Genomic DNA, 19,230 nt, shown 5'->3' with positions numbered 1-19,230 from the left:
GTATGCTGCTGACTTCACCACCACCTCAAGGTGTGCCATGGAACGCTACACCGGCATGGCCCAGGCCCTGCACTGGCTGACTGCTGCGGCGCTGTGCCTGTTGCTGCCCTGCGTCTGGGTCGCGGAAAACTTTCCCCCAGGGCCGATACGGGTGCTCTGGTACATGGGCCATGAGTCCCTGGGCATCAGCGTGCTGCTGCTGGTGCTGCTGCGCCTGACCTGGCGCTGGCGGCACCCGGCGCCGGCCTATCCGCCGGGCATGGGCCGGGTCACCTCGCTGCTGGCCCGGCTCAGCCACGGCCTCCTCTATGCCGTGTTGCTGGTGATGCCGGTGACCGGCTACCTGATGGGCGGCAACGGCCAGGACGTGGCCTGGTTCAACCTGATTGCCTTGCCGGGCTTTGCCCGCAACGACGCCCTCGGCAAGCTGGCCGACAGTATCCATGTGGCCGGCCAGTTCGCGGTGTACGGGTTGGTGGTGCTGCACGTGTTGGCCACGGTCTGGCACGTTGCCGTGCGGCGCGACGGCATGCTCGAGCGGATGTTGCCGCCGCAGCGGGGTCCGTAGCAGAGCGAGGCCCGCCGGGAGGGCCGGTTGGGCTTGAGCGGGGAGGCCGGTTTCAGGTTTTTGCCTGCTCCGCAGGGTAGGGCCGGCTGTTACCCTGCGCGGTGAACTCGGCCCTGGAAGGTACGCCATGAACCCCGCACGCCTGCTGTCTCTCGTCACCGCATCGACCCTGCTCTGCGCCGCCCTCGGCGTCCCCGCCATCGCCAGCCCCGTGTCGGGCTCCGGCTACAGCAAGGCCTACGATGCCTGCATGAACGCCACCAGCAGCACCGCCGGAATGCTGGACTGCATTGCCCGCGAAACCCGCAGCCAGGACGCGCGGCTCAACGCCAACTATCAGGCGGCGATCAAGACCCTCGCCCCGCAGCAGCGCACGGCGCTGCGTGACGTGCAGCGCCAGTGGATGCAGTTTCGCGACGCCGACTGTGCCCTGGAGCAGGGCGTGACCGGCGGCACCGTCGACCGCATCAACGCCTCGATGTGCCTGTTGCAGGCCACCCAGGTGCGCGCCGACACGCTGGCGGTGCGCTATCAGCCGCAGGCTCGCTAGGCGGCTGGCGTAGCCGCCTGGCCCGGGTCGCCGCTAAGGCCGGCGCCGGAGCAGCCAGGCGGTCGCCAGGTTCGCCAGCCTGCCGAAGGGCGCCCGCAGCAGCGTCGGCAGGCTCCAGCGACCCTGCACGAACACGCCCTTGGCATGGCTCATGGAGCGAAAGCCCTCGATGCCGTGATAGGCGCCCATGCCGCTGGCGCCGATGCCCCCGAAGGGCAGATCGTCCACGGCCACGTGCAGCAGGGTGCTGTTGATGCCGACATTGCCCGAGGTGGTCCGGCCGAGCAGCGCCGCGCGGTCGGCATCCTGGCTGCCGAACCAATAGAGCGCCAGGGTCTGCGGCCGCTCGCTCGCGCGCTCCGGGGTCAGGCCTGCGGCGATCACCCGGGCGCCCCGGGCCTGGGCATCCTCGATCAGCGCCTGCAGGCGCTGGTAGTGCCGCTCGCTGATGATCGAGGTGTAGTCGGGGCTGGTAGGCCCCTGCGGATAGCTGCGGTCATTGGCCGCTGCCCAGGCCGGCAGGCCGGGACGGCTGGCTCACCCATCGCCGATAGCGACGAGTGCGGCAGGCCATGGCCAGTTGTTGCCCGATCAGGGCGCGCAGGGGCGACACGCCGGGGGTGGGCTTTTTCGACCGGCTGAGCCTGTTCAGTTGAAACTTCACCACCGCCATGTTGGCCAGGGACGCCAGGACCTTGTTTTTCCAGGTGATGGGCGGCAGCTGCGGGGCATTGTCGGTGCCTTGCAACCAGTCGCGCGGCAGCCCGGGCTCCAGGGCCAGGGCCGTGCCCATGCCCACCACTGCCACCCCGCTGTCGACGACGCTCTCGGCCACGGGCAGGCGGCGTATCCCGCCGGTGACCATCACCGGCATGTGGGCCACGGTCTGGATATCGCGGGCAAATTCGAGGAAATAGGCTTCCCGCGCCAGGGTTCGACCATCGCGCGCCTCGCCTTGCATGGCTGGCGCTTCGTAGCTGCCCCCGGAGAGCTCCACCAGGTCCACGCCGGTACCGTTGAGCAGTTCGACCACGCTGCGGGCGTCGGCGGCGGTGAAGCCACCGCGCTGGAAGTCCGCAGAGTTGAGCTTCACTGCCACGGCAAACCCGGCGGACACCCTGGCCTTCACCGCCTTGACGATATCCAGCAACAGGCGCGCGCGGTTTTCCAGGGAGCCGCCCCATTGATCCGTGCGCTGATTGCTCAACGGCGACAGAAACTGGCTCAGCAGGTAGCCATGGGCCGCGTGAATCTGCACCCCGCTGAAGCCTGCCTGTTCGGCCAGCGCCGCCGTGCGGGCAAAGCGCCGGACGACTTCGGCGATCACCTCGGGCGTCATTGCCTGGGGGGTGGCGAAACGTTTGGACAGCTTGCCCAGGCTCAGTGGGACAGCCGATGGTGCCCAGGTCTGCTGGCCCAGATTGGCCTGCATCTGCCGGCCAGGGTGATTGATCTGCAGCCAGAACTGCGCGCCGCCGGACTGGCCGATGCGCGCCCAGCGCTGGAACTTGGCGATTTGCAGCTCGTCCTCCAGCACCACGCCGCCAGGGCCGGTCATGGCGCGGCCGTCGACCATCACGTTGCCGCTGATCAGCAGGCCGGCACCGCCGTCTGCCCAGGCCTGGTAAAGCCGCAGCAACTGTTCGGAGGGCGCCTGATCGGCGTCGGCCATGTTTTCTTCCATGGCCGCCTTGGCGAGACGGTTCTTGAGGGTCGAGCCGTTGGGCAGCAGCAGCGGGGCAGAGACTTTCATGGGGCAATCCTCGATCAACGTACGGCCACCTTAAGGTTGAAGTAAGGTTTAAGGTCAACCGAGTCGCGATAGCCGTTGGCGCTGCGCGCCACCGACTTGATCAGCCCGCTGGCCTCGTAGAAACGAATGCGAGAAGCCGCCAGGCCGCTGATCCTGGCCAGTTCACCTATTCTCATCTGCTATCTCCTCGCACCGAGTGCAATGCTCAAGGTTCAAGGTCCAAGGTTCAAGCTTACTTCAAGTGCGCCTTGCCGGGCGGCCGGCGCCGCATCGGGCCGCGCTTGCCGACCTCAACCCGGCTCCACCGCGCGTCTGAGGGTGATACGCGTCAGCTCCGACGGCACGCCCAGACGCAGGGCGAACCCGGGCCAGAGCGCCGTGCCGTTGTTGACGTAGAGCTGCATGCCCCCGACGCGGTAGAACCCGGCCACGAAGCCCTCGTTGGCGCGCGCGATGATCGGGGCGAGCGGGCGGATCATGCCGCCGTGGGTGTGCCCCGACAGCTGCAGGGCCACGCCCTGGGCGGCGGCCTGGCGGGCGTTGCGCGGCTGGTGGTCGAGCAGGATGATCGGCGCACCGGCCGGCACCCCGGCCAGTGCCTTGTGCAGGTCCGGCCCGGGCAGGCCGGCGCGTGGCGCGCTGAGGTCGGTGACGCCGGCGATCACCAGCTGGGCGCCGGCGCGCTCGACCAGCGCGTGGCTGTTGTCCAGGCGGCGCATGCCCAGCGTCACGAAGTGGCGCATCCACTGTTCGTTGTCGAAGAAGTATTCGTGGTTGCCTGGAATGACATACACCCCATCGGCGGCGTGCAGCTCGCGCAGCGGCGCCACGTCGCGGACGCGGGCACTGAGCGGGCCGTCGATGAGGTCGCCGGTGATCAGAATCAGGTCCACCCCCAGCGCATTCGAGCGCTGCACCAGCGTCCGCGCCCAGGCCTCGTCGAACAGCCGGCTGATGTGCATGTCGGTCAGCTGCAGCAGGGTATAGCCCTCGAACTGCTCGGGCAGGTCGCGGATGCGCACCTCGATGTCCTTCACCGGCGGCACCCGCGCCGCCTGCTGCACGCCGATGCCGGCCAGTACCAGCGCCAAGCCGGCCAGGCCGTAGCGCAGGCTGGCGGGGATGTCAGCCATTGCTGGCGCACCAGCATGGTCAGCAGGGCGCCCAGGTCGACGATCAGCTGCAGCAGCGCCAGCAGCAGGATGGCGCCGAACGCCCAGTTGAAGAACAGCAGCAGCGCCCGCGGAAATTCCGGCGAAAACACGCTGCCCGAAGAGAACCTGGCATACAGGTGGTACTGCGAGGCAAGCAGCAACAGCAGCGCACAGCCCAGCCGGGCGGGCAGGGGCCAGGGCATGGGCCAGACGAAGCGCAGGATCACATAAAAGCAAGGGGTGCTGAACATCAGGTGGAACATCAGGCGTCTCCTGTGACCGTGGCCGCCTGCGCGCCGCATCGGGCGCCAGGCGGTGCGCCCACTATCGCACACACACGCCGCTTGCATGGACTGGCCAGGCGCTGGCGTGCCGCACGTGTCGCGGTTGGCGGCCGGAGCGTCCCATCTTCCCCCGGGTCTGCCGGCAGTGTAGATTCCGACACTGAGCGCCCTTTCTGTACACCGGTGGGTGGTCAGGGAACAGACCGACCAACCAAGGTGAAGATGTCCATGCCTGAGCTCAAAGCAGCCTCATCGCCCACGAGGGTCGAGGATTCCCGCACGCCCATCGTGTTGCCGGCCGCTACCCTGAGAATGATCGAACGCGTTGCAGCGCTGCTGTGCCTGGCCGCCCTGGCGGCGAGCGTCGTGGTGCTGCTGGGGTATGTGCTCGATCGGCCGCTGTTCATCACCCTGGCCCCGACGCTGCAGGGCATGTCGCCGATGACCGCCCTGGGCATCGCCCTGGTTGCCGTGACCAAGCTGATCCCCAGCCGGCAGGCGCGGGTGTTCTGGTGGTGCGCTGGGGCGGCAGGTGCCATCGCTCTTTTGGCGCTGGCGGCGCAACTGCTGCTCGGCCATGACCTGGTCAGCGAGTGGGTGGTCGAGCGGCTCTTCGGCGCCTCGGTTATTGGCCGCACTTCGGTGGCCACCGCGACCTGCCTCGCGCTACTGGTGGTTGCGCAGGCCGCGCGGCGGCTTGGGCGCCCGCGCCTGACCGACCTCTGTGCGGCGCTGACCCTGGCCATAGGGGCGATTGCCGTGCTGGGGTACGGCTACGGGGTCGAAGACCTGTACGGGATGTTCCTGTTCAACTCCATGGCCTTGCACACGGCCCTCGCGCTGATCCTGCTGTCGGTGGCCAGCCTGCTGCGCAACAGCCAGCAGGGGTACGCCGGCGTTCTTTTCAGCGAACACCCGGCCGGGCGGGTGACGCGCCTCCAGCTAATGGTCGCCTGCGCCATCCTGGTGATCGGCTGGGGGCTGTCCCACGCCATTCACTCGGGCCTGGTGGGGCCGGCGGCGGCCCTGGCGATCATCAGCATCTGTGCCTTTGTGCCCCTGGTGGTGTTGATCATCCGCAACGGCCGGGCGCTGTCGCGCCTGGACGACACCCGGCGCAAGCGAGCCGAAGATGAGGGCCGCATCAGGGCCGACCTCGAGGCGCAACTGGCCGCGCGGGTCAGCGAGCTCGAAGAGCAGACCCGGCAACGCAAGGCGGTCGAGGCCGTCATCAGCCGCACCCAGCGCCTGGAGGCCGTGGGCCAGTTGACCGGCGGCATCGCCCACGACTTCAACAATCTGCTCATGGCCATCTCGGGCAATCTGGAGCTGCTGCAGCGCTCCGTACCGTCGGACGGCAAGCCGCGCACTTACCTGAACCGGGCCATGACCGCCGCTCAGAAGGGCAGCAAGCTGACCGCCCAGCTGCTGGCTTTTTCCCGAACCCAGCGGCTGTCGCTGGACGACCTGGGCTTGCTCCCGGTGATGCAGGCGGTACGCGACCTGATCAGCAACGCCATGGGCCTGACCATCGAGTTGTCGATCGAGTACCCGGACCCGTCGTTATGGGTCAGGTCCGACGGCCACCAGCTGGAGCTGGCGATTCTCAACCTGGCGCTCAATGCCAAGGATGCGATGCCGGAGGGCGGCTCGCTGCTCATCCGTTGCCGTGAGGTCGCCGCACACGGGCGCTTTCCGGCCCTGGTGGCCATCGACGTCATCGACAGCGGCAGCGGCATGAGCGAAGAGGTGCTGGCCCGGGCCACGGAACCTTTCTTCACCACCAAGGAGCATGGCAAAGGCACCGGCCTGGGTTTGGCGCAGGTCTACGGTTTCTGCCTGCAATCGAACGGCGATCTGCGCATCGACAGCACGCCGGGGCTGGGCACGGTCGTGCAGATCCTCCTGCCCCAGGTCGAGGCCGGGGTTTGCCTCAGCTCGTCACCTGACGCTCAAGGCGCGGCATCGCCCGCCAGCCTCAACCGCCAGGTGCTGGTGGTGGACGACGACGACAGTGTGCGATCGGTGTTCGTCGACGCGCTGCGCCTGGAGGGCTACCAGGTGCTGGAGGCGGCGGACGGCTTCAGCGCCCTGCGCGTACTCAACGACGTGAAACCGGCTGTGGCGATCTTCGATTTCCTGATGCCCGGGCTCAACGGCGCCGAACTGGCACGCAAGGCCCGGGCCCGCCAGCCCGATCTGCCGATCGTCTTTATCAGCGGCTATTCCGACACCCTGGCCCTGGACTCCATCGCCGACGCCATGATTCTGCGCAAACCCATCGACCTGCAGACCTTGCGCGGCGTGGTCGCTGAAATGGCTCGCGTGTCGTGAAGGCGGGCGGGCACAAGCCACTGGTCGGCATCCCTCGCCCATGATTTGAAACAAAGCGATCCGGCGCTGCCAGAATTTCACAACGACAATAAGGCCAGCCGGCGGCCCGCATCGATTGCGACGGTCCCTTGAGCCGCAGGCGCCTGCCGCATAGCCGAGGAAGTCCGATGCACAGTCCCAAGATAATCCATCACGGCGCCCGCCTGGGCGTCACCGGGTCCTGCCACCAGCTGTGGATGGACGACGCCAGCAGCCTGCTGATCGACTGCGGGCAGTTCCAGGGCAGCGACGAAGATCAGGGCGGGGAAGACCCGCTTGGCCTGGACTTCTCCATCGAAGGCATCAAGGCACTGATCGTCACCCATGTGCACATCGACCACGTCGGGCGCATTCCCAATCTGCTGGCGGCCGGCTTCGAGGGGCCGATCCTGTGCAGCGAGCCCTCGGCGCGGCTGCTGCCCATCGTGCTGGAGGATGCGTTCCGGCTGTCCATCAGCCGTGACCAGAGCCAGTTGCAGCGTTACCTGCAAGTGCTGGAGAAACGCATCATTGCCGTGCCCTACGGGGAATGGTTCACCCTGCTCGACGGCGACCCGGCCGGCTGCAGGATACGGCTGCAGCCGGCGGGCCATGTGCTGGGCTCGGCCTATGTCGAGCTGGACCTGACCGCCTCGGGCAGCAGCACCCGAGTGGTGTTCAGCGGCGACCTGGGCGCGCCGCACTCGCCCATCCTCCCTGACCTGGTAGCGCCCGAGCGCGCCGACCTGCTGATTCTGGAAAGCACCTATGGCGACCGCCTGCACGAAGATCGCGCGCACCGCCGCGAGCGCCTGCAAGCGGCCATCGAGCGCGCCCTGGCGGACCAGGGCACGGTGCTGATCCCGTCCTTCAGCATCGGCCGCACCCAGGAGCTGCTCTACGAGCTTGAGGAGCTGCTGCACGAGCACAGCGCACTGCCGGCCGCTGCCCCCGCCTGGCAGGACAGCCCGGAAATCGACTGGCCGCACCTGCCGATCATCCTCGACTCGCCGCTGGCGCGGCGCTTCACCGACACCTATCAGGCGCTGCAGGGCTTCTGGGACGAAGACGCCGTGCAGCGTGTCGCCGGCGGCCGCAAGCCGCTGTCGTTCAAGCAGTTGATCACCGTGGAAGGCCACGACGAGCACCTGCGCATCGTCGAGCACCTGACCCAGACCGCCCGGCCGGCCATCGTCATCGCCGGCAATGGCATGTGCTCGGGCGGGCGGATCGTCAACTACCTCAAGGCCATGCTCGGCGACCCCAGGCACAACGTGGTGTTCGTCGGCTACCAGGGCCAGGGCACCCCGGGCCGGGCCATCCAGACCCACGGGCCCGAGGGCGGCTATGTCGACCTGGACGGCAGCCGCCTGGAGATCCGCGCCGGGGTCGACAGCGTCAGCGGCTACTCGGCCCACGCCGACCAGGCCGACCTGGTCCATTTCGTCACGCGGATGCAGGCGTGGCCCACGGAGATACGCCTCATCCATGGCGAAGACCAGTCCAAGCGCTGCCTGGCGCAAGTGCTGACCGAACGCTACCGCGAGGCCGGGCGCGAGGTGGACATCAGCATCCCCTGAATCCTGCGCACCTGGCCTCAGACGATGTCATCGACCACGCCGCCGTCCACTCGCACTGCGGCGCCAGTGGTGGCGCTGGCCTGCAGCGAGCAGATGTAGACCACCATGTTGGCGACTTCTTCGGTGCTGGCAGCGCGCTGGATGACCGAGGTCGGGCGGTGCGCCATGACAAAATCGGCGGCCACCGCCTCCAGTGATTGGCCGCTGCGCTGCACTTCTTCCTGCAGCATGGCGGCCAGGCCATCGGACAGGGTCGGGCCCGGCAACACGCTGTTGACCGTGACGCCGCTGCCCGCCACGCGCTTGGCCAGGCCGCGGGACAGTGCCAGCTGGGCGGTCTTGGAAACACCGTAGTGGATCATGTCGGCAGGGATGTTGCGCCCCGACTCCGAAGAGATGAACACCACCCGGCCCCAGCCTTTCTCCACCATGGCCGGCAACAGGGCCCGGCTCAGGCGCACGCCGGACATCACATTGGTGTGCCAGTACTGGTCCCAGAGCGCGTCGTCGGTGTCGAAAAAGTCCTGCAGGCCGTAGATGCCGGCGTTGTTGACCAGGATGTCGATAGCCCCGGCGCTGCCGACCAGCGCGTCGCTACCCTGGGCGCTGCCCAGATCCGCCGCGATGCCCGAGAGCACTGCCCCCGGCAACTCGCCGGCCAGGCGCGTCAAGGTGTCATCCACCGACTGCTGGCTGCGACCGTTGATGACCACCTCGGCCCCGGCTTCGGCCAGGCCCTTGGCAATGGCCAGGCCGATGCCGCCGGTGGATGCAGTGACCAGTGCGCGCTTGCCGCTCAAATCGATTTTCATGTTGGCTCCTCGAACAGGGATAAAGGTTCGAGCCTCAGGCTAGTCCAGGATCGGCGAGGGCGTGACGGGCAAAAAGGCGGACGCCAGGCTCGATTCGTTCCCCCAAGGCAAAATTGAATTGGCCGGACCGGCATTTTTCCCGCGCAAGCCCAGGTAGATACTGAGCTCATCGTCACTATCGGCAAGGGGTTACAGCATGAACATCTTCGTCACCGGCGCATCCGGTTTCATCGGCGGTTCCATCGCCACCGGCCTGGTACGCGCCGGGCACCGTGTTACGGGCCTGGTGCGCAACTCAGCGCACGCCGCCGAGCTGCAGGCGCTGGGGATCACCCCGGTGGTCGGCACCCTCGAGGATTCGGCGTTGCTGCAGGAGCAGGCGCGCCAGGCCGATGCCGTCATCAACGCCGCCAGCAGCGACCACCGCGGCGCCGTGCTGGCGCTGGTCGAAGGCCTGCGCGGTTCGGGCAAGGTGCTGCTGCACACCAGCGGCTCGAGCATCGTCGGCGACGCCTCGGGCGGCCGGGCCAGCGACATCATCTACCACGAGGGCCAACTGCCCGAGCCCACCGCCGACAAGGCCGCGCGGGTGGCCATCGACAACCTGGTGCTGGCGGCCGCCAGCCAGGGCATCCGCTCGGCGGTGTTGTGCAACACGCTGATCTACGGCCACAGCCTGGGCGTGCACCGCGACAGCGTGCAACTGCCGCGCCTGTACAAACAGGCGCAGAAGAGCGGGGTGGTGCGTCACGTCGGGCCGGGCGAGAACATCTGGTCGAACGTGCACATCGAGGACGTGGTGCAGCTGTACCTGCTGGCGCTGGAGAAAACCCCGGCCGGCACCTTCTATTTCGTCGAAAGCGGCGAGGCGAGCTTTCGCGACATGACCGCCGCCATGGCCAGCGCCATGGGCCTGGGCGCCGCCCAGGACTGGCCACTGGCAGAGGCCGAGCAGGAGTGGGGCTACGAAATGGCCAACTACGGCCTGGGCTCCAACAGCCGGGTACGTGGCGAACACGCGCGCACGCTGCTGGGCTGGCAGCCGGCGCGCAGCAGCGTGATCGAGTGGATCAGCCGCGAGATGCTTTCATGACTGCATCACCGCGCGAGCTGCTCAAGCCGGGTTCTAATCGGGTCGGCCCGGCTTTTCACCCGTCCGAGAAGAGGTAGCCGCCAAAACGGTCCCTGGCTGGTTTCGATCGAAGCGAGTGCATTTTTCGCCAAGGTGCTCGCTTTGGCTCGATCCCCGGAATCAGCAGCGATCAACGCCAACGCCGCGAAATAGCGGTACTGGTTGGCCGGAAAAATCAGGTCCCGCTGTTGCAGGTTTTGCTCAATGGCAGCCAACACCTCTGGGTAAAGCGCGACCACTGAGTTCGTGACAACGTGCCAGGCGAAGTCCAGGTAATGGTGTCCGCGGACATTCGGTGTTTGCCCTTCGAGACGGACAGCGTGGCGATAGGCGTCCATAGCCTCATCGAACTGCCCCAGCGTTACGCATCCCTTGGCAACGGTGGCCCACATCTGTGCCGCTGAAATTCCGGTCGCAGACAATTCGAGTTGCCTTTTGGCAAGCTTGATAGCCACTGGCGCAAGGTCCGACAAGTCCTGGTCGGCCAAGGTAACCGCCTGGATGCGAAGGTACTCCGAACGCTGCCCTCGCGAGCGGGCAAGCCGACGCTCGAACTCGCTTTCAATCTGTTCGCTCCAGGCGATCTGTCGGTACCAGTCCATGCAGGCCATTCCATTGACGAGGGTTGTCGAGACACGGTGAGGGGTTCGATTCTGCCCCAAAGGGCCAAGCGTTCAGGGACGCGGCATTCAGGTGCAGCCTTAGTATCGCCCATTCAGAAATGTTTCAGCCACCTGCGGCCTAGCCAGGCCGAGGACAGCTTGTGCTTGAAAATGGGCTGGATGTACGCTTCTGGCCAACAGCGCCGCCAGCGGGTTGACGCGTAGAAATCCACCGCCCCCATCCGCTGCGTACTCCCTCTGTCAGATCCACACGTCGTTCTGCGCCGTGCGTTCGCCACCCTCGCGCCCGGTATTCAGGATTCCACGGGGTTCGATCATCAGCAGCTTGGCTTGGCCTTGCGCGGCTGTCCGGTGTTCGACGCCGCGCGGTACCACATAGAGTTCACCGGGGCCCGAAGGGAGCCGCCACACTAATCAATGGCCAGTGATGTCGGCTTGTACGATCCTGCAGCTTGACGCTCGGCTTGGATTCGCTCCAGCCAGCGTCGGGGGGAGACGCCGTAACAGCCTGTGAAGTGGCGAGTCATATGGCTTTGGTCGTGAAAACCGGCGGCCAGCGCCGCGTCTACCAGGCTCGAGCCCGCCAGTATCAGCGCAGGTGACTGAACGCCCAGCGCTATCCCCGCACCTGCGGCAGCGTCACGCAAAAGGTGGTACCCGCCCCCTCGCTGGAACTCACCGTGACATCGCCGCCATGGGCCTTGGCGATTTCGCGGACGATGAACAGGCCCAGCCCGACGCTGCGCACGCTGTCGTCCTTCAAGCTGCCGCGGGTCATGGGTTCGAACAGGCTGGCGGCCAGGGCTTCGGGGATGGCCGGGCCGTGGTTGTGCACCCACAGGGTCGCCGCGTCCTGGCTGACGCCGGAGGTGATGGTGATCGGCTGCAGCGCGCTGCCGTAGGCAACGCTATTGGCCACCAGGTTGCCGATCAGCTGGTGGATGCGGTCGGCGTCGACCTGGGCCGGTTGCGCCCCGCACGAGAGGTGCTCCAGGGTTGCGGCCGGGAACGCCACGCGCAGCTCGCTGACGCTCTGCGCGACCAGCTGGTGCAGGTCCAGCGCGGCCGGGCTGACGACGAGCCCCGGGCCGACCCGGGCGAGGGCGAAGTCGAGCAGGTCGGCGATCATCCGCTGCGCACGTTCGGCGCTGCGGCTGATGTGGTCGAGCATCTGCGCCTCGCGGGCGCTGCGCTCGCCTCGGGCGAGTACGTTGGCGGCCATGTTGATGGCGGTCAGCGGGTTCTTCAGGTCGTGGCTGGCGATGGCCACCATCTGCTCGGCGAACACCGCGCGGCGCTGGGATTTCTCGTAGGCCACGCTCAGCTCCACCTTGGCCTGCTGCAACGCGGCCTCGGCGGCGGTTTTTTCCTGGAGCAGTTCTTCGGCGCGCTGGCGGGCGCTGAGCAGTTCGCGCTCGTAGCGGTCGCGGTCGGTGGTGCCAAACAGCGCCAGCTCATGATAGGCGCCGCTGGCATGCTCACGGCGCACGCCGTTGAGCAGCATGGTCACCAGGCTGCCGTCATGGTGCAGCAGGTCGAGCTTGACCTCGGCCACCGAACCTTGCATCTGGATCAGCGGCGCCCAGTGGGTCTGGTGGAAGATCCGCCCGCCCATGGTCAGCAGGCTCTGGAAGCGCACGCCGTCGAGCTGCGCCTGGCTGCGCCCGACCCAGGTGCAGAACACCTGGTTGGCGCGCAGGATGGTGCCGTCTTCGCTGGTCACCACCAGGCCGCAGGCGGCGTCCTCGAACAGCGCCTCGGCGTCGGGCAGGCGCTCAGGCATAGGCGACGCTGCTCGCGGCGGCCCACGGGGCGAGGAAGCGGTCCATCGCCTCGGAGCAGGCGCTGGGCGTGCTCATGTGCGGGCAATGGCCGACGTTGGGGATAAGGCAGTAGGTGCTGGCTGGCAGCACGGCGTGCAGGTATTCGCCGACGGCGACCGGGGCGATCAGGTCGTCGGTCGATTGCAGGATCAGGGTCGGCGTGGCCAGCCCGTGGATGTCCTGGCGGTTGTCGGAGAGGAAGGTGACCCGCGCGAACTGCTTGGCGATGCTGGGTTCGGTACGGCAGAAGCTGTTGGTCAGCTCCTTGCCCAGCGCCGGCTGCCCGGGCGCGCCCATGATCACCGGGGCCATGCTGCTGGACCAGCCCAGGTAGTTGCTGTCCAGGGTGTCGAGCAGCGAATGGATGTCCGCCAGCTTGAAGCCGCCGACGTAGTCCTGGGAGTCGATGTAGCAGGGGGAGGGGCCGACCATCACGTGGCCGGCGATGCGCCCGGCCAGCAGGCGGTCGGCGAGGGCGCCGATCATGGCGCTGACCGAGTGGCCGACCAGGATCACCGGGCCTTCGCCATACTGCTCGATGATTTCGCCGAGGTCTTGCGCGTAGCCGGCCAGTGAGTTGTATTTCTCCGGATCGTAGGCGCTCAGGTCCGACTGCCCGGCGCCGACGTGGTCGTACAGCACCACGCGAAAGGTGTCGGTGAAGTGCGGGTACAGGTAGCGCCACATGGACTGGTCGCAGCCAAAGCCGTGGGAGAAGATCAGCGTCGCGGGCCCGTTCCCCAGCACGGTGACGTTGTTGCGATGTTCCAGGCCCATGGGGGGTTGCTCCGGTCAGCCAGAGCCAGGTTGGCCGAGGTGCGCAAATCATGCCCCTTGGCCAGACCAAGGGCAAGGCCGGCGTCGGTGTTCAGTGCCTGGCGGGTCGCCGACCGAGCACCCAGGGCCCCGGCCCGGTCAAGGCCAGGCCGGCGAACAGAATGCCCAGCAGGTAGGCGAACTGCCCTTGCTCGACGCTCCACTCGGGATGCACGAACACCAGCGCCACTCCCAGCACCGCCAGAATCGGCAGGCAGGCCAGGCGGGCGCACAGGCCAAGGATCAGCAGCAGCGGGCAGAGCACCTCGGCGAACACGGCCAGGCCCAGGGTCAGCCGCGCGCCGAGGCCGAACGGGTCCTCGATCAGCGCCAGCTGCTCGTGCCAGTGCAGCAGTTTGGGCAGGCCGTGTACGTGCAACACCAGCAGCGACACGGCCACGCGCATGCACAACAGGCCCAGCGGCAGCAGCGCCGCCGGAGCTTGAGCAAAGCGGCGGGGAGTAGGGAGCATGGCAGACCTCGCGGGGTGAGGCGGCAAGCTTGGCACCGCCGCCCCGGCGAATCTTGGCCAAATGTGCTTTCAATTGCCGTCCAGCGGCTGCTCGTACCGCAGGCGGATGCGCTCCAGCTCGCCGGTGTGACGCAAGCGCTCCAAGGCCTGGGTCCAGGCCGCCACGACCCGGTCATCGCTATCCAGGCTGAAGGCGATGTACAAGGACGCGCGATAGATCTCAACCGGAATCTGGCGCAGGGTGCCCGGCGCCAGGCTCAGCAGCCGGCTGTAATAGGCCACGCCGGCGGCGGTGTCGCCGACGATGATCGGCGTGCGCCCGGCCAGCAGCATTTTATACAGCTGCAGGTTGTTGCCGGCGCTGCGGTCCAAATTGCCGAAGCCCTGGGTTTTGAGGGTGTCGGGGATCAGCCCGGCCTGGCGCGTGGTGATCTGCGGGGCCTGCAGCAGCTGCTCGCGGGAGTCGATCGGCTGCAGGGTGTTGGCGAGCTGCCAGGGAGTGATGGTTTCTTCGGTGATCGGCCCCACCCACTTGTAGCGCTGTTCGCGGTCCGGGGTGCGGAACATGGAGTAGAGGATGGTCCTGGGCCGGGTCTGCAGCACGTGGCTGCTGCGCATGCTCGGCAGCAGGGTGATGGGAAAGTCGTCGCCGGTGATCGCCATGATCGCGCGCACCACGTCGGTGGTCATGCCGGTGAGCTGCGTACCCTGCTGATAGTTATAGGGCGCCCATTCCTCGGTCACCACCTGATAGCTGGCAGCTTGCACCGGTAGGGCAAGCAGCAGGCAGATCAATGGGGCGATCAGGGCGAAATGCTTCAAGACGCAGCCTTGGCGAATGAGGGCTAGCTCAGTGTAGACGCCTGTGGGCTCAGTGGCTGATCATCCACGGCCGCCCGCTGGGCTTGGCCTTGAGCGCATGGGGGTTGGCCTGGGTCGGCGCCAGCGGCTTGCTCGGGCCGCAGCAGCTGCAGCCGCTGGGGTGGCGGCGGCTGTCGCGAAACTGCTCGAGGGTTTTCGGCTCGTGGGCGGCGCGCTCGTTGATTTGCATACCCTTGCGGGTATTGCCGGCCAGGGTGGCCAGGCCCGGTGCGGTGAGGATGACCCGGGGGCAGGGCTGGGCGCACAACGGGCAGGCGCAGGGCTCGTTGCGCGCGTCCATCTTGCGCAGCGCGGTGAAGTCGCCGCAGCTGGGGCAGTCGTATTCGTAGAGGGGCATGGGTTTTCCTCGGTAAGGGAAAGGGGCTACAGGTTGGCTGGGTGGGGGCAGGGTAGGAGGGTGCGAAGCGCCCGAGCTCTTGGCCTTTGGCCTTTGGTCAAAAGCTCGGGGGCTTTGCCCCCTCCCACTCAAGCCGTCCCACACCAGACATGCGGCTCGCGTCAGTTCATTTATCCTGGGCGATCGGCAGGTCGATGCTGCCGTCCAGGTGCTTGATCGGGCCCTCGGCGTTGGGGTTGATGTCGAACTTGAAGATGTCGGTCGGCAGCCACAGGGTGGCGCAGGCGTTGGGGATGTCGACCACGCCGCTGATGTGCCCCTGCACCGGCGCCGAGCCGAGCAGGGCGTAGCCCTGGGCGGGCGAGTAGCCGAACTTGGTCAGGTAGTTGATCGCGTTCAGGCAGGCCTGGCGGTAGGCGACGTTGACGTCCAGGTAGTGCTGCTGGCCCTGTTCGTCCACCGAGATGCCTTCGAAGATCAGGTAATTGTTGTAGTTGGGCACGATCGGGCTGGGCTTGAACACCGGGTTCTTGATGCCGTACTTGGCCATGCCGCCCTTGATCAGCTCGACCTTCATGTGCACCCACCCGGCCATCTCGATGGCGCCGCAGAAGGTGATCTCGCCGTCGCCCTGGCTGAAGTGCAGGTCGCCCACCGACAGCCCGGCACCGTTGACGTACACCGGGAAGAAGATCTTCGAGCCGCGCGACAGGTCCTTGATGTCGCAGTTGCCGCCATGCTCGCGCGGCGGCACGGTGCGCGCGCCTTCCAGCGCGGCTTTGTAGCGGGCGTCGCCCTTGAGCTTGCCCATGTGCGCGGTCGGCGCCATCGGCGCGTTGGCCAAGGGCGGTACGCGGTGCGGGTCGGTGTCGATCAGCTCCTGCTCGCGGCGGTTCCAGGCCGCGAGCATGACCGGGTCGGGCAGGCAGCCGATCAGCCCCGGGTGGATCAGCCCGGCGAATTCGACGCCCGGAATGTGCCGCGAACTGGTGAACATGCCCTTGAAGTCCCAGATGGCTTTCTGCGCCAGGGGGAAGTGGTCGGTGAGAAAGCCGCCCCCGTTCTGCTTCGAGAAGAAGCCGTTGAAGCCCCATTGCGACTCGGGCTTGGCGCCGATGTCGAGCAGGTCGACCACCAGCAGGTCGCCAGGCTCGGCGCCGTGCACGCCCACCGGCCCGGACAGGTAATGCACGGTGGACAGGTCGACGTCGCGTACGTCGCTGGCATCGTCATTGTTCTTGATCGCGCCGGCGGTCCAGTCGTAGGTCTCGAGGATGAAGTCGTCGCCCGGTTTGACCCAGCAGGCCATGGGGATGTCCGGGTGCCAGCGGTTGTGCACCTGTTCGTTCTCGGTCACGGGCTGGTTCAGGTCGACTTTGATCAATGTTTCAGTCATGGCATTGCTCCTTACCGGTAGTAGAACGGCCTGTCACACCGACAGGTAACGGCTGATGGTGGCTTCGTCGACGTTGGCGCGGGTCTCCTCGACCACGAAGCGACCTTTTTCGATGACCAGGAAGCGGTCGGCGATGTCCAGGGTGAACGACAGCACCTGTTCGGAGACCACGATGGTCAGCTGGCGCAGGGTGCGGATGTCCTTGAGGGTGCGGGCGATGTCCTTGATGATCGAGGGCTGGATGCCTTCGGTGGGCTCGTCGAGCAGCAGCACCTTGGGGTTGGTGGCCAGCGCCCGGGCGATCGCCAGCTGTTGCTGCTGGCCGCCCGAGAGGTTGCCGCCCTTGCGCCCGCGCATGTCGTAGAGCACCGGAAACAGGTCGTAGAGGTCCTGCGGGACCACGCCGCGGGCAGAGGCGGGCAGGCCGGTCTGGATGTTTTCCAGCACGCTCATGGCCGGGAAGATCATCCGCCCCTGGGGCACGTAGGCCATGCCCTGGCCGACCCGGGCGTGGGTCTCCAGGGTCGACACCTCGACCCCGTCGACCTGCACCTGGCCGCGCCACTGCGGCAGGATGCCCATCAGGCTCTTGAACAGCGTGGTCTTGCCCATGCCGTTGCGGCCCATGATGGCGACGATTTCCTGCTTCGCCACATCCAGGTCGAGGTCGTGCAGGATCTGGCTCTGGGCGTAGCCGCAGGACAGCTGTTTGACGTTGAACATGTACGGCCCCTCATTAATGACCCAGATAGACTTCGATGACCTTGGGGTTGCTCTGCACCGACTCCATGCTGCCTTCGGCCAGCACCTTGCCCTGGTGCAGCACCGTGACCTTGTGGGCGATGCTCTTGACGAACTCCATGTCGTGCTCGATCACCAGTACCGAGCGGCCCTGGCTGATGCGGTTGAGCAGCTCGGCGGTCTGCACCCGCTCGCTGACGCTCATGCCGGCCACCGGTTCGTCGAGCATCAGCAGGTCGGGGTCCTGCATCAGCAGCATGCCGATCTCCAGCCACTGCTTCTGGCCGTGGGAAAGCAGGCCGGCCTGTTGCTGCAGCAACTCGCTGAGGAAAATGTCGGCAGCCACCTGCTCGACTCGGGTCACCACCTCGCTGGTGCGCTTGAAGAACAGCGCGCCGAGCACCTTGCGCCCGGCCGGGTAGGACATCTCCAGGTTCTCGAACACCGACAGGTTTTCGTAGATGGACGGGTTCTGGAACTTGCGCCCGACCCCGGCGCGGACGATGTCGTACTCGTGCATTCGGGTCAGTTCGCGGCCGTCGAACTGGATGCTGCCGCTGGTGGCGCGGGTCTTGCCGCAGATCAGGTCGAGCACCGTGGTCTTGCCGGCGCCGTTGGGGCCGATGACCACGCGCACCTCGTTGCGGTCGATGTACAGGTTGAGGTTGTCGACCGCCTTGAAGCCGTCGAACGACACGGTCAGGCCTTCGATGGCCAGCACCGGTTTATTCATCTGGAAACCGACGGCGGTCATGGTTGCACCTCGACTGGCGGAGTGGGCAGGGGCTGGCTGGGAAGGCTGTGCGCGGGCGACTCGGTGGCAGCCGGCGTGGCGACTGGTGGCAGTGGCGTCGGTGGCAGTGGCATCGGGCGCTGGCGGCGGGCGCGAAAGCGTCGCCACTGGCTGTCCCAGACCCCGGCCAGGCCGTTGGGGAAGTACATGACCACGGCGATGAACAGCCCGCCCATCAGGTACAGCCACAGTTCGGGAAACGACTCGGAGAAATAGCTCTTGCCGTAGTTCACCAGCAACGAGCCGTAGACGGCGCCGAGCAGCGACATGCGCCCGCCCACGGCGGCGAAGATGACCATCTCGATGGACGGCACGATGCCCACGAAGGAGGGCGACATGAAGCCCACCTGCAGAGCGAACATGGCCCCGCCGATGGCCGAGAAGGCCGCCGCCACGCAGTACACGAAGACCTTGAAGCTGGCCACGTCGTAGCCGGAGAAGCGCACCCGCTCTTCCTTGTCGCGCATGGCCATCAACAGGCGGCCGAGCTTGGAGGCGAGGATGAACTTGCCCAGCACGATGCAGCCCAGCAGCAGCGCGGCGTTGATGAAGTACAGGGTCAGCTTGGCGCTGTCGCTGGTGATGTCCCAACCCATCACCGTCTTGAGGTCGGTGATGCCGTTGACCCCGCCGGTCAGGCCCTGCTGGCCGACGATCAGCACGGTGAGGATCAGCGCGATCGCCTGGGTGACGATGGAGAAGTACACATCGCCGACCCGCCGCTTGAACATCGCCAGGCCGATCACCAGGGCCAGCAGCACGGGGGCCACGATCACCGCGATGACGGTGAAGGTGAAGCTGTGAAAAGGCACCCACAGCGCCGGCAGTTCGGTGATCTGGTTCCAGTCCATGAAATCCGGGATGCCGGGGGTGGACTGGATCTTGGTCGCTTCGGGCGTCGAGGCTTCCAGCTTGAGGAACATCGCCATGCAGTAGCCGCCCAGGCCGAAGAACACGCCCTGGCCAAGGCTGAGAATGCCGCCGTAGCCCCAGCACAGCACCAGGCCGACCGCGACGAAGGCGTAGGTCAGGTACTTGCCGACCATGTTCAGACGAAAGGCGTCCAGGCACAGCGGGAACACCAGCAGGATCAGCGCCGCCAGAATCAGCAGGCCGACGGTGCCCTGGCGGCCACCCAATAGTTTGTCGAGCGCATTCATGC

Annotated in this window: 20 protein-coding genes and 3 pseudogenes; 5 read left to right on the top strand and 18 right to left on the bottom strand. The window is 66.8% G+C overall.

Annotated elements, in window-relative coordinates:
- Positions 1-37 precede the first annotated feature (37 nt).
- Both SFA35_RS16565 and SFA35_RS16560 read left to right on the top strand, forming a co-directional pair.
- Positions 38-568 carry a cytochrome b gene (locus SFA35_RS16565; protein WP_320571623.1) on the top strand — a complete coding sequence of 177 codons (531 nt, stop codon included), beginning with the start codon at positions 38-40 and terminating at the stop codon, positions 566-568.
- Positions 569-695: 127 nt separating this feature from the next.
- The gene (locus SFA35_RS16560; protein WP_320571622.1) at positions 696-1,118 is read left to right on the top strand and encodes a lysozyme inhibitor LprI family protein; all 423 of its coding nucleotides are present in this window, start codon (positions 696-698) and stop codon (positions 1,116-1,118) included.
- 33 nt (positions 1,119-1,151) lie between these two features.
- On the opposite strand, the gene SFA35_RS16555 is transcribed toward SFA35_RS16560, so the two are convergent.
- From SFA35_RS16555 to SFA35_RS26775, 5 genes and pseudogenes are all read right to left on the bottom strand, one after another.
- Entirely contained in the window at positions 1,152-1,502 is a 351-nt protein-coding gene (locus SFA35_RS16555) for an aldehyde dehydrogenase family protein (protein WP_320571621.1), read from the bottom strand.
- 112 nt (positions 1,503-1,614) lie between these two features.
- Entirely contained in the window at positions 1,615-2,871 is a 1,257-nt protein-coding gene (locus SFA35_RS16550) for an NADH:flavin oxidoreductase/NADH oxidase family protein (RefSeq protein ID WP_320571620.1), read from the bottom strand.
- A gap of 62 nt (positions 2,872-2,933) precedes the next feature.
- Positions 2,934-3,047: pseudogene (locus tag SFA35_RS16545) on the bottom strand (MerR family DNA-binding transcriptional regulator); the annotation flags it as partial.
- Positions 3,048-3,161: 114 nt separating this feature from the next.
- Positions 3,162-4,004: a metallophosphoesterase gene (locus SFA35_RS16540; RefSeq protein ID WP_414058411.1), complete on the bottom strand. Its 843-nt coding sequence runs from the start codon at positions 4,002-4,004 to the stop codon at positions 3,162-3,164.
- Positions 3,905-4,288 carry a hypothetical protein gene (locus tag SFA35_RS26775; RefSeq protein WP_414058410.1) on the bottom strand — a complete coding sequence of 128 codons (384 nt, stop codon included), beginning with the start codon at positions 4,286-4,288 and terminating at the stop codon, positions 3,905-3,907. The genes SFA35_RS16540 and SFA35_RS26775 overlap by 100 nt, the downstream gene beginning before the upstream one ends.
- A 249-nt stretch (positions 4,289-4,537) precedes the next feature.
- Between SFA35_RS26775 and SFA35_RS16535 the strand changes: the two genes are divergently transcribed.
- Positions 4,538-6,643 (top strand): response regulator, encoded by a 2,106-nt coding sequence (locus SFA35_RS16535; protein ID WP_320571619.1) that lies wholly within the window; start codon positions 4,538-4,540, stop codon positions 6,641-6,643.
- A gap of 167 nt (positions 6,644-6,810) precedes the next feature.
- Complete coding sequence (locus SFA35_RS16530) at positions 6,811-8,241, top strand: MBL fold metallo-hydrolase (protein WP_320571618.1); 1,431 nt, start codon at positions 6,811-6,813, stop codon at positions 8,239-8,241.
- Positions 8,242-8,258: 17 nt separating this feature from the next.
- On the opposite strand, the gene SFA35_RS16525 is transcribed toward SFA35_RS16530, so the two are convergent.
- Positions 8,259-9,053 (bottom strand): SDR family oxidoreductase, encoded by a 795-nt coding sequence (locus tag SFA35_RS16525; protein ID WP_320571617.1) that lies wholly within the window; start codon positions 9,051-9,053, stop codon positions 8,259-8,261.
- 196 nt (positions 9,054-9,249) lie between these two features.
- On the opposite strand from SFA35_RS16525, the gene SFA35_RS16520 reads away from it, so the two are divergent.
- Positions 9,250-10,146: an NAD-dependent epimerase/dehydratase family protein gene (locus tag SFA35_RS16520; protein ID WP_320571616.1), complete on the top strand. Its 897-nt coding sequence runs from the start codon at positions 9,250-9,252 to the stop codon at positions 10,144-10,146.
- A gap of 5 nt (positions 10,147-10,151) precedes the next feature.
- Here SFA35_RS16520 and SFA35_RS16515 read toward each other — a convergent pair whose 3' ends face one another.
- From SFA35_RS16515 to urtC, 12 genes and pseudogenes are all read right to left on the bottom strand, one after another.
- Positions 10,152-10,787, bottom strand: coding sequence for a hypothetical protein (locus SFA35_RS16515; RefSeq protein WP_320571615.1), 636 nt, complete (start codon positions 10,785-10,787; stop codon positions 10,152-10,154).
- A 261-nt stretch (positions 10,788-11,048) separates the two neighbouring features.
- A pseudogene (locus SFA35_RS16510) lies at positions 11,049-11,198 on the bottom strand (cupin domain-containing protein); the annotation flags it as partial.
- 20 nt (positions 11,199-11,218) lie between these two features.
- Positions 11,219-11,401: pseudogene (locus SFA35_RS16505) on the bottom strand (helix-turn-helix domain-containing protein); the annotation flags it as partial.
- Between the two features lie 23 nt (positions 11,402-11,424).
- Positions 11,425-12,591: a PAS domain-containing sensor histidine kinase gene (locus SFA35_RS16500; protein ID WP_320571614.1), complete on the bottom strand. Its 1,167-nt coding sequence runs from the start codon at positions 12,589-12,591 to the stop codon at positions 11,425-11,427.
- Positions 12,584-13,408, bottom strand: a complete 825-nt coding sequence (locus SFA35_RS16495) for an alpha/beta hydrolase (RefSeq protein ID WP_320571613.1) — start codon at positions 13,406-13,408, stop codon at positions 12,584-12,586. The genes SFA35_RS16500 and SFA35_RS16495 overlap by 8 nt, the downstream gene beginning before the upstream one ends.
- 91 nt (positions 13,409-13,499) lie before the next feature.
- A complete protein-coding gene (locus SFA35_RS16490) occupies positions 13,500-13,919 on the bottom strand; it encodes a DoxX family protein (protein ID WP_320571612.1) in 420 nt (139 codons plus the stop codon).
- Positions 13,920-13,988: 69 nt separating this feature from the next.
- Complete coding sequence (locus SFA35_RS16485; protein WP_320571611.1) at positions 13,989-14,741, bottom strand: ABC transporter substrate-binding protein; 753 nt, start codon at positions 14,739-14,741, stop codon at positions 13,989-13,991.
- 49 nt (positions 14,742-14,790) lie between these two features.
- A complete protein-coding gene (locus SFA35_RS16480; RefSeq protein ID WP_320571610.1) occupies positions 14,791-15,138 on the bottom strand; it encodes a zinc ribbon domain-containing protein in 348 nt (115 codons plus the stop codon).
- A gap of 166 nt (positions 15,139-15,304) precedes the next feature.
- On the bottom strand, positions 15,305-16,534 hold the full coding sequence (gene fmdA, locus SFA35_RS16475; protein WP_320571609.1) for a formamidase: 1,230 nt from the start codon (positions 16,532-16,534) through the stop codon (positions 15,305-15,307).
- Between the two features lie 33 nt (positions 16,535-16,567).
- Entirely contained in the window at positions 16,568-17,257 is a 690-nt protein-coding gene (urtE, locus tag SFA35_RS16470) for an urea ABC transporter ATP-binding subunit UrtE (RefSeq protein WP_320571608.1), read from the bottom strand.
- Between the two features lie 13 nt (positions 17,258-17,270).
- Entirely contained in the window at positions 17,271-18,029 is a 759-nt protein-coding gene (gene urtD / locus SFA35_RS16465; RefSeq protein WP_320571607.1) for an urea ABC transporter ATP-binding protein UrtD, read from the bottom strand.
- Positions 18,026-19,228 (bottom strand): urea ABC transporter permease subunit UrtC, encoded by a 1,203-nt coding sequence (gene urtC, locus SFA35_RS16460; protein WP_320571606.1) that lies wholly within the window; start codon positions 19,226-19,228, stop codon positions 18,026-18,028. Before urtC ends, urtD begins: the two co-directional genes overlap by 4 nt.
- Between the last annotated feature and the right edge of the window lie 2 nt (positions 19,229-19,230).

It is taken from the genome of Pseudomonas sp. HR96 (assembly GCF_034059295.1).
In the GTDB taxonomy this organism is placed as follows: Bacteria; Pseudomonadota; Gammaproteobacteria; order Pseudomonadales; family Pseudomonadaceae; genus Aquipseudomonas.
This window is presented reverse-complemented; position numbering and strand designations above follow the sequence as displayed.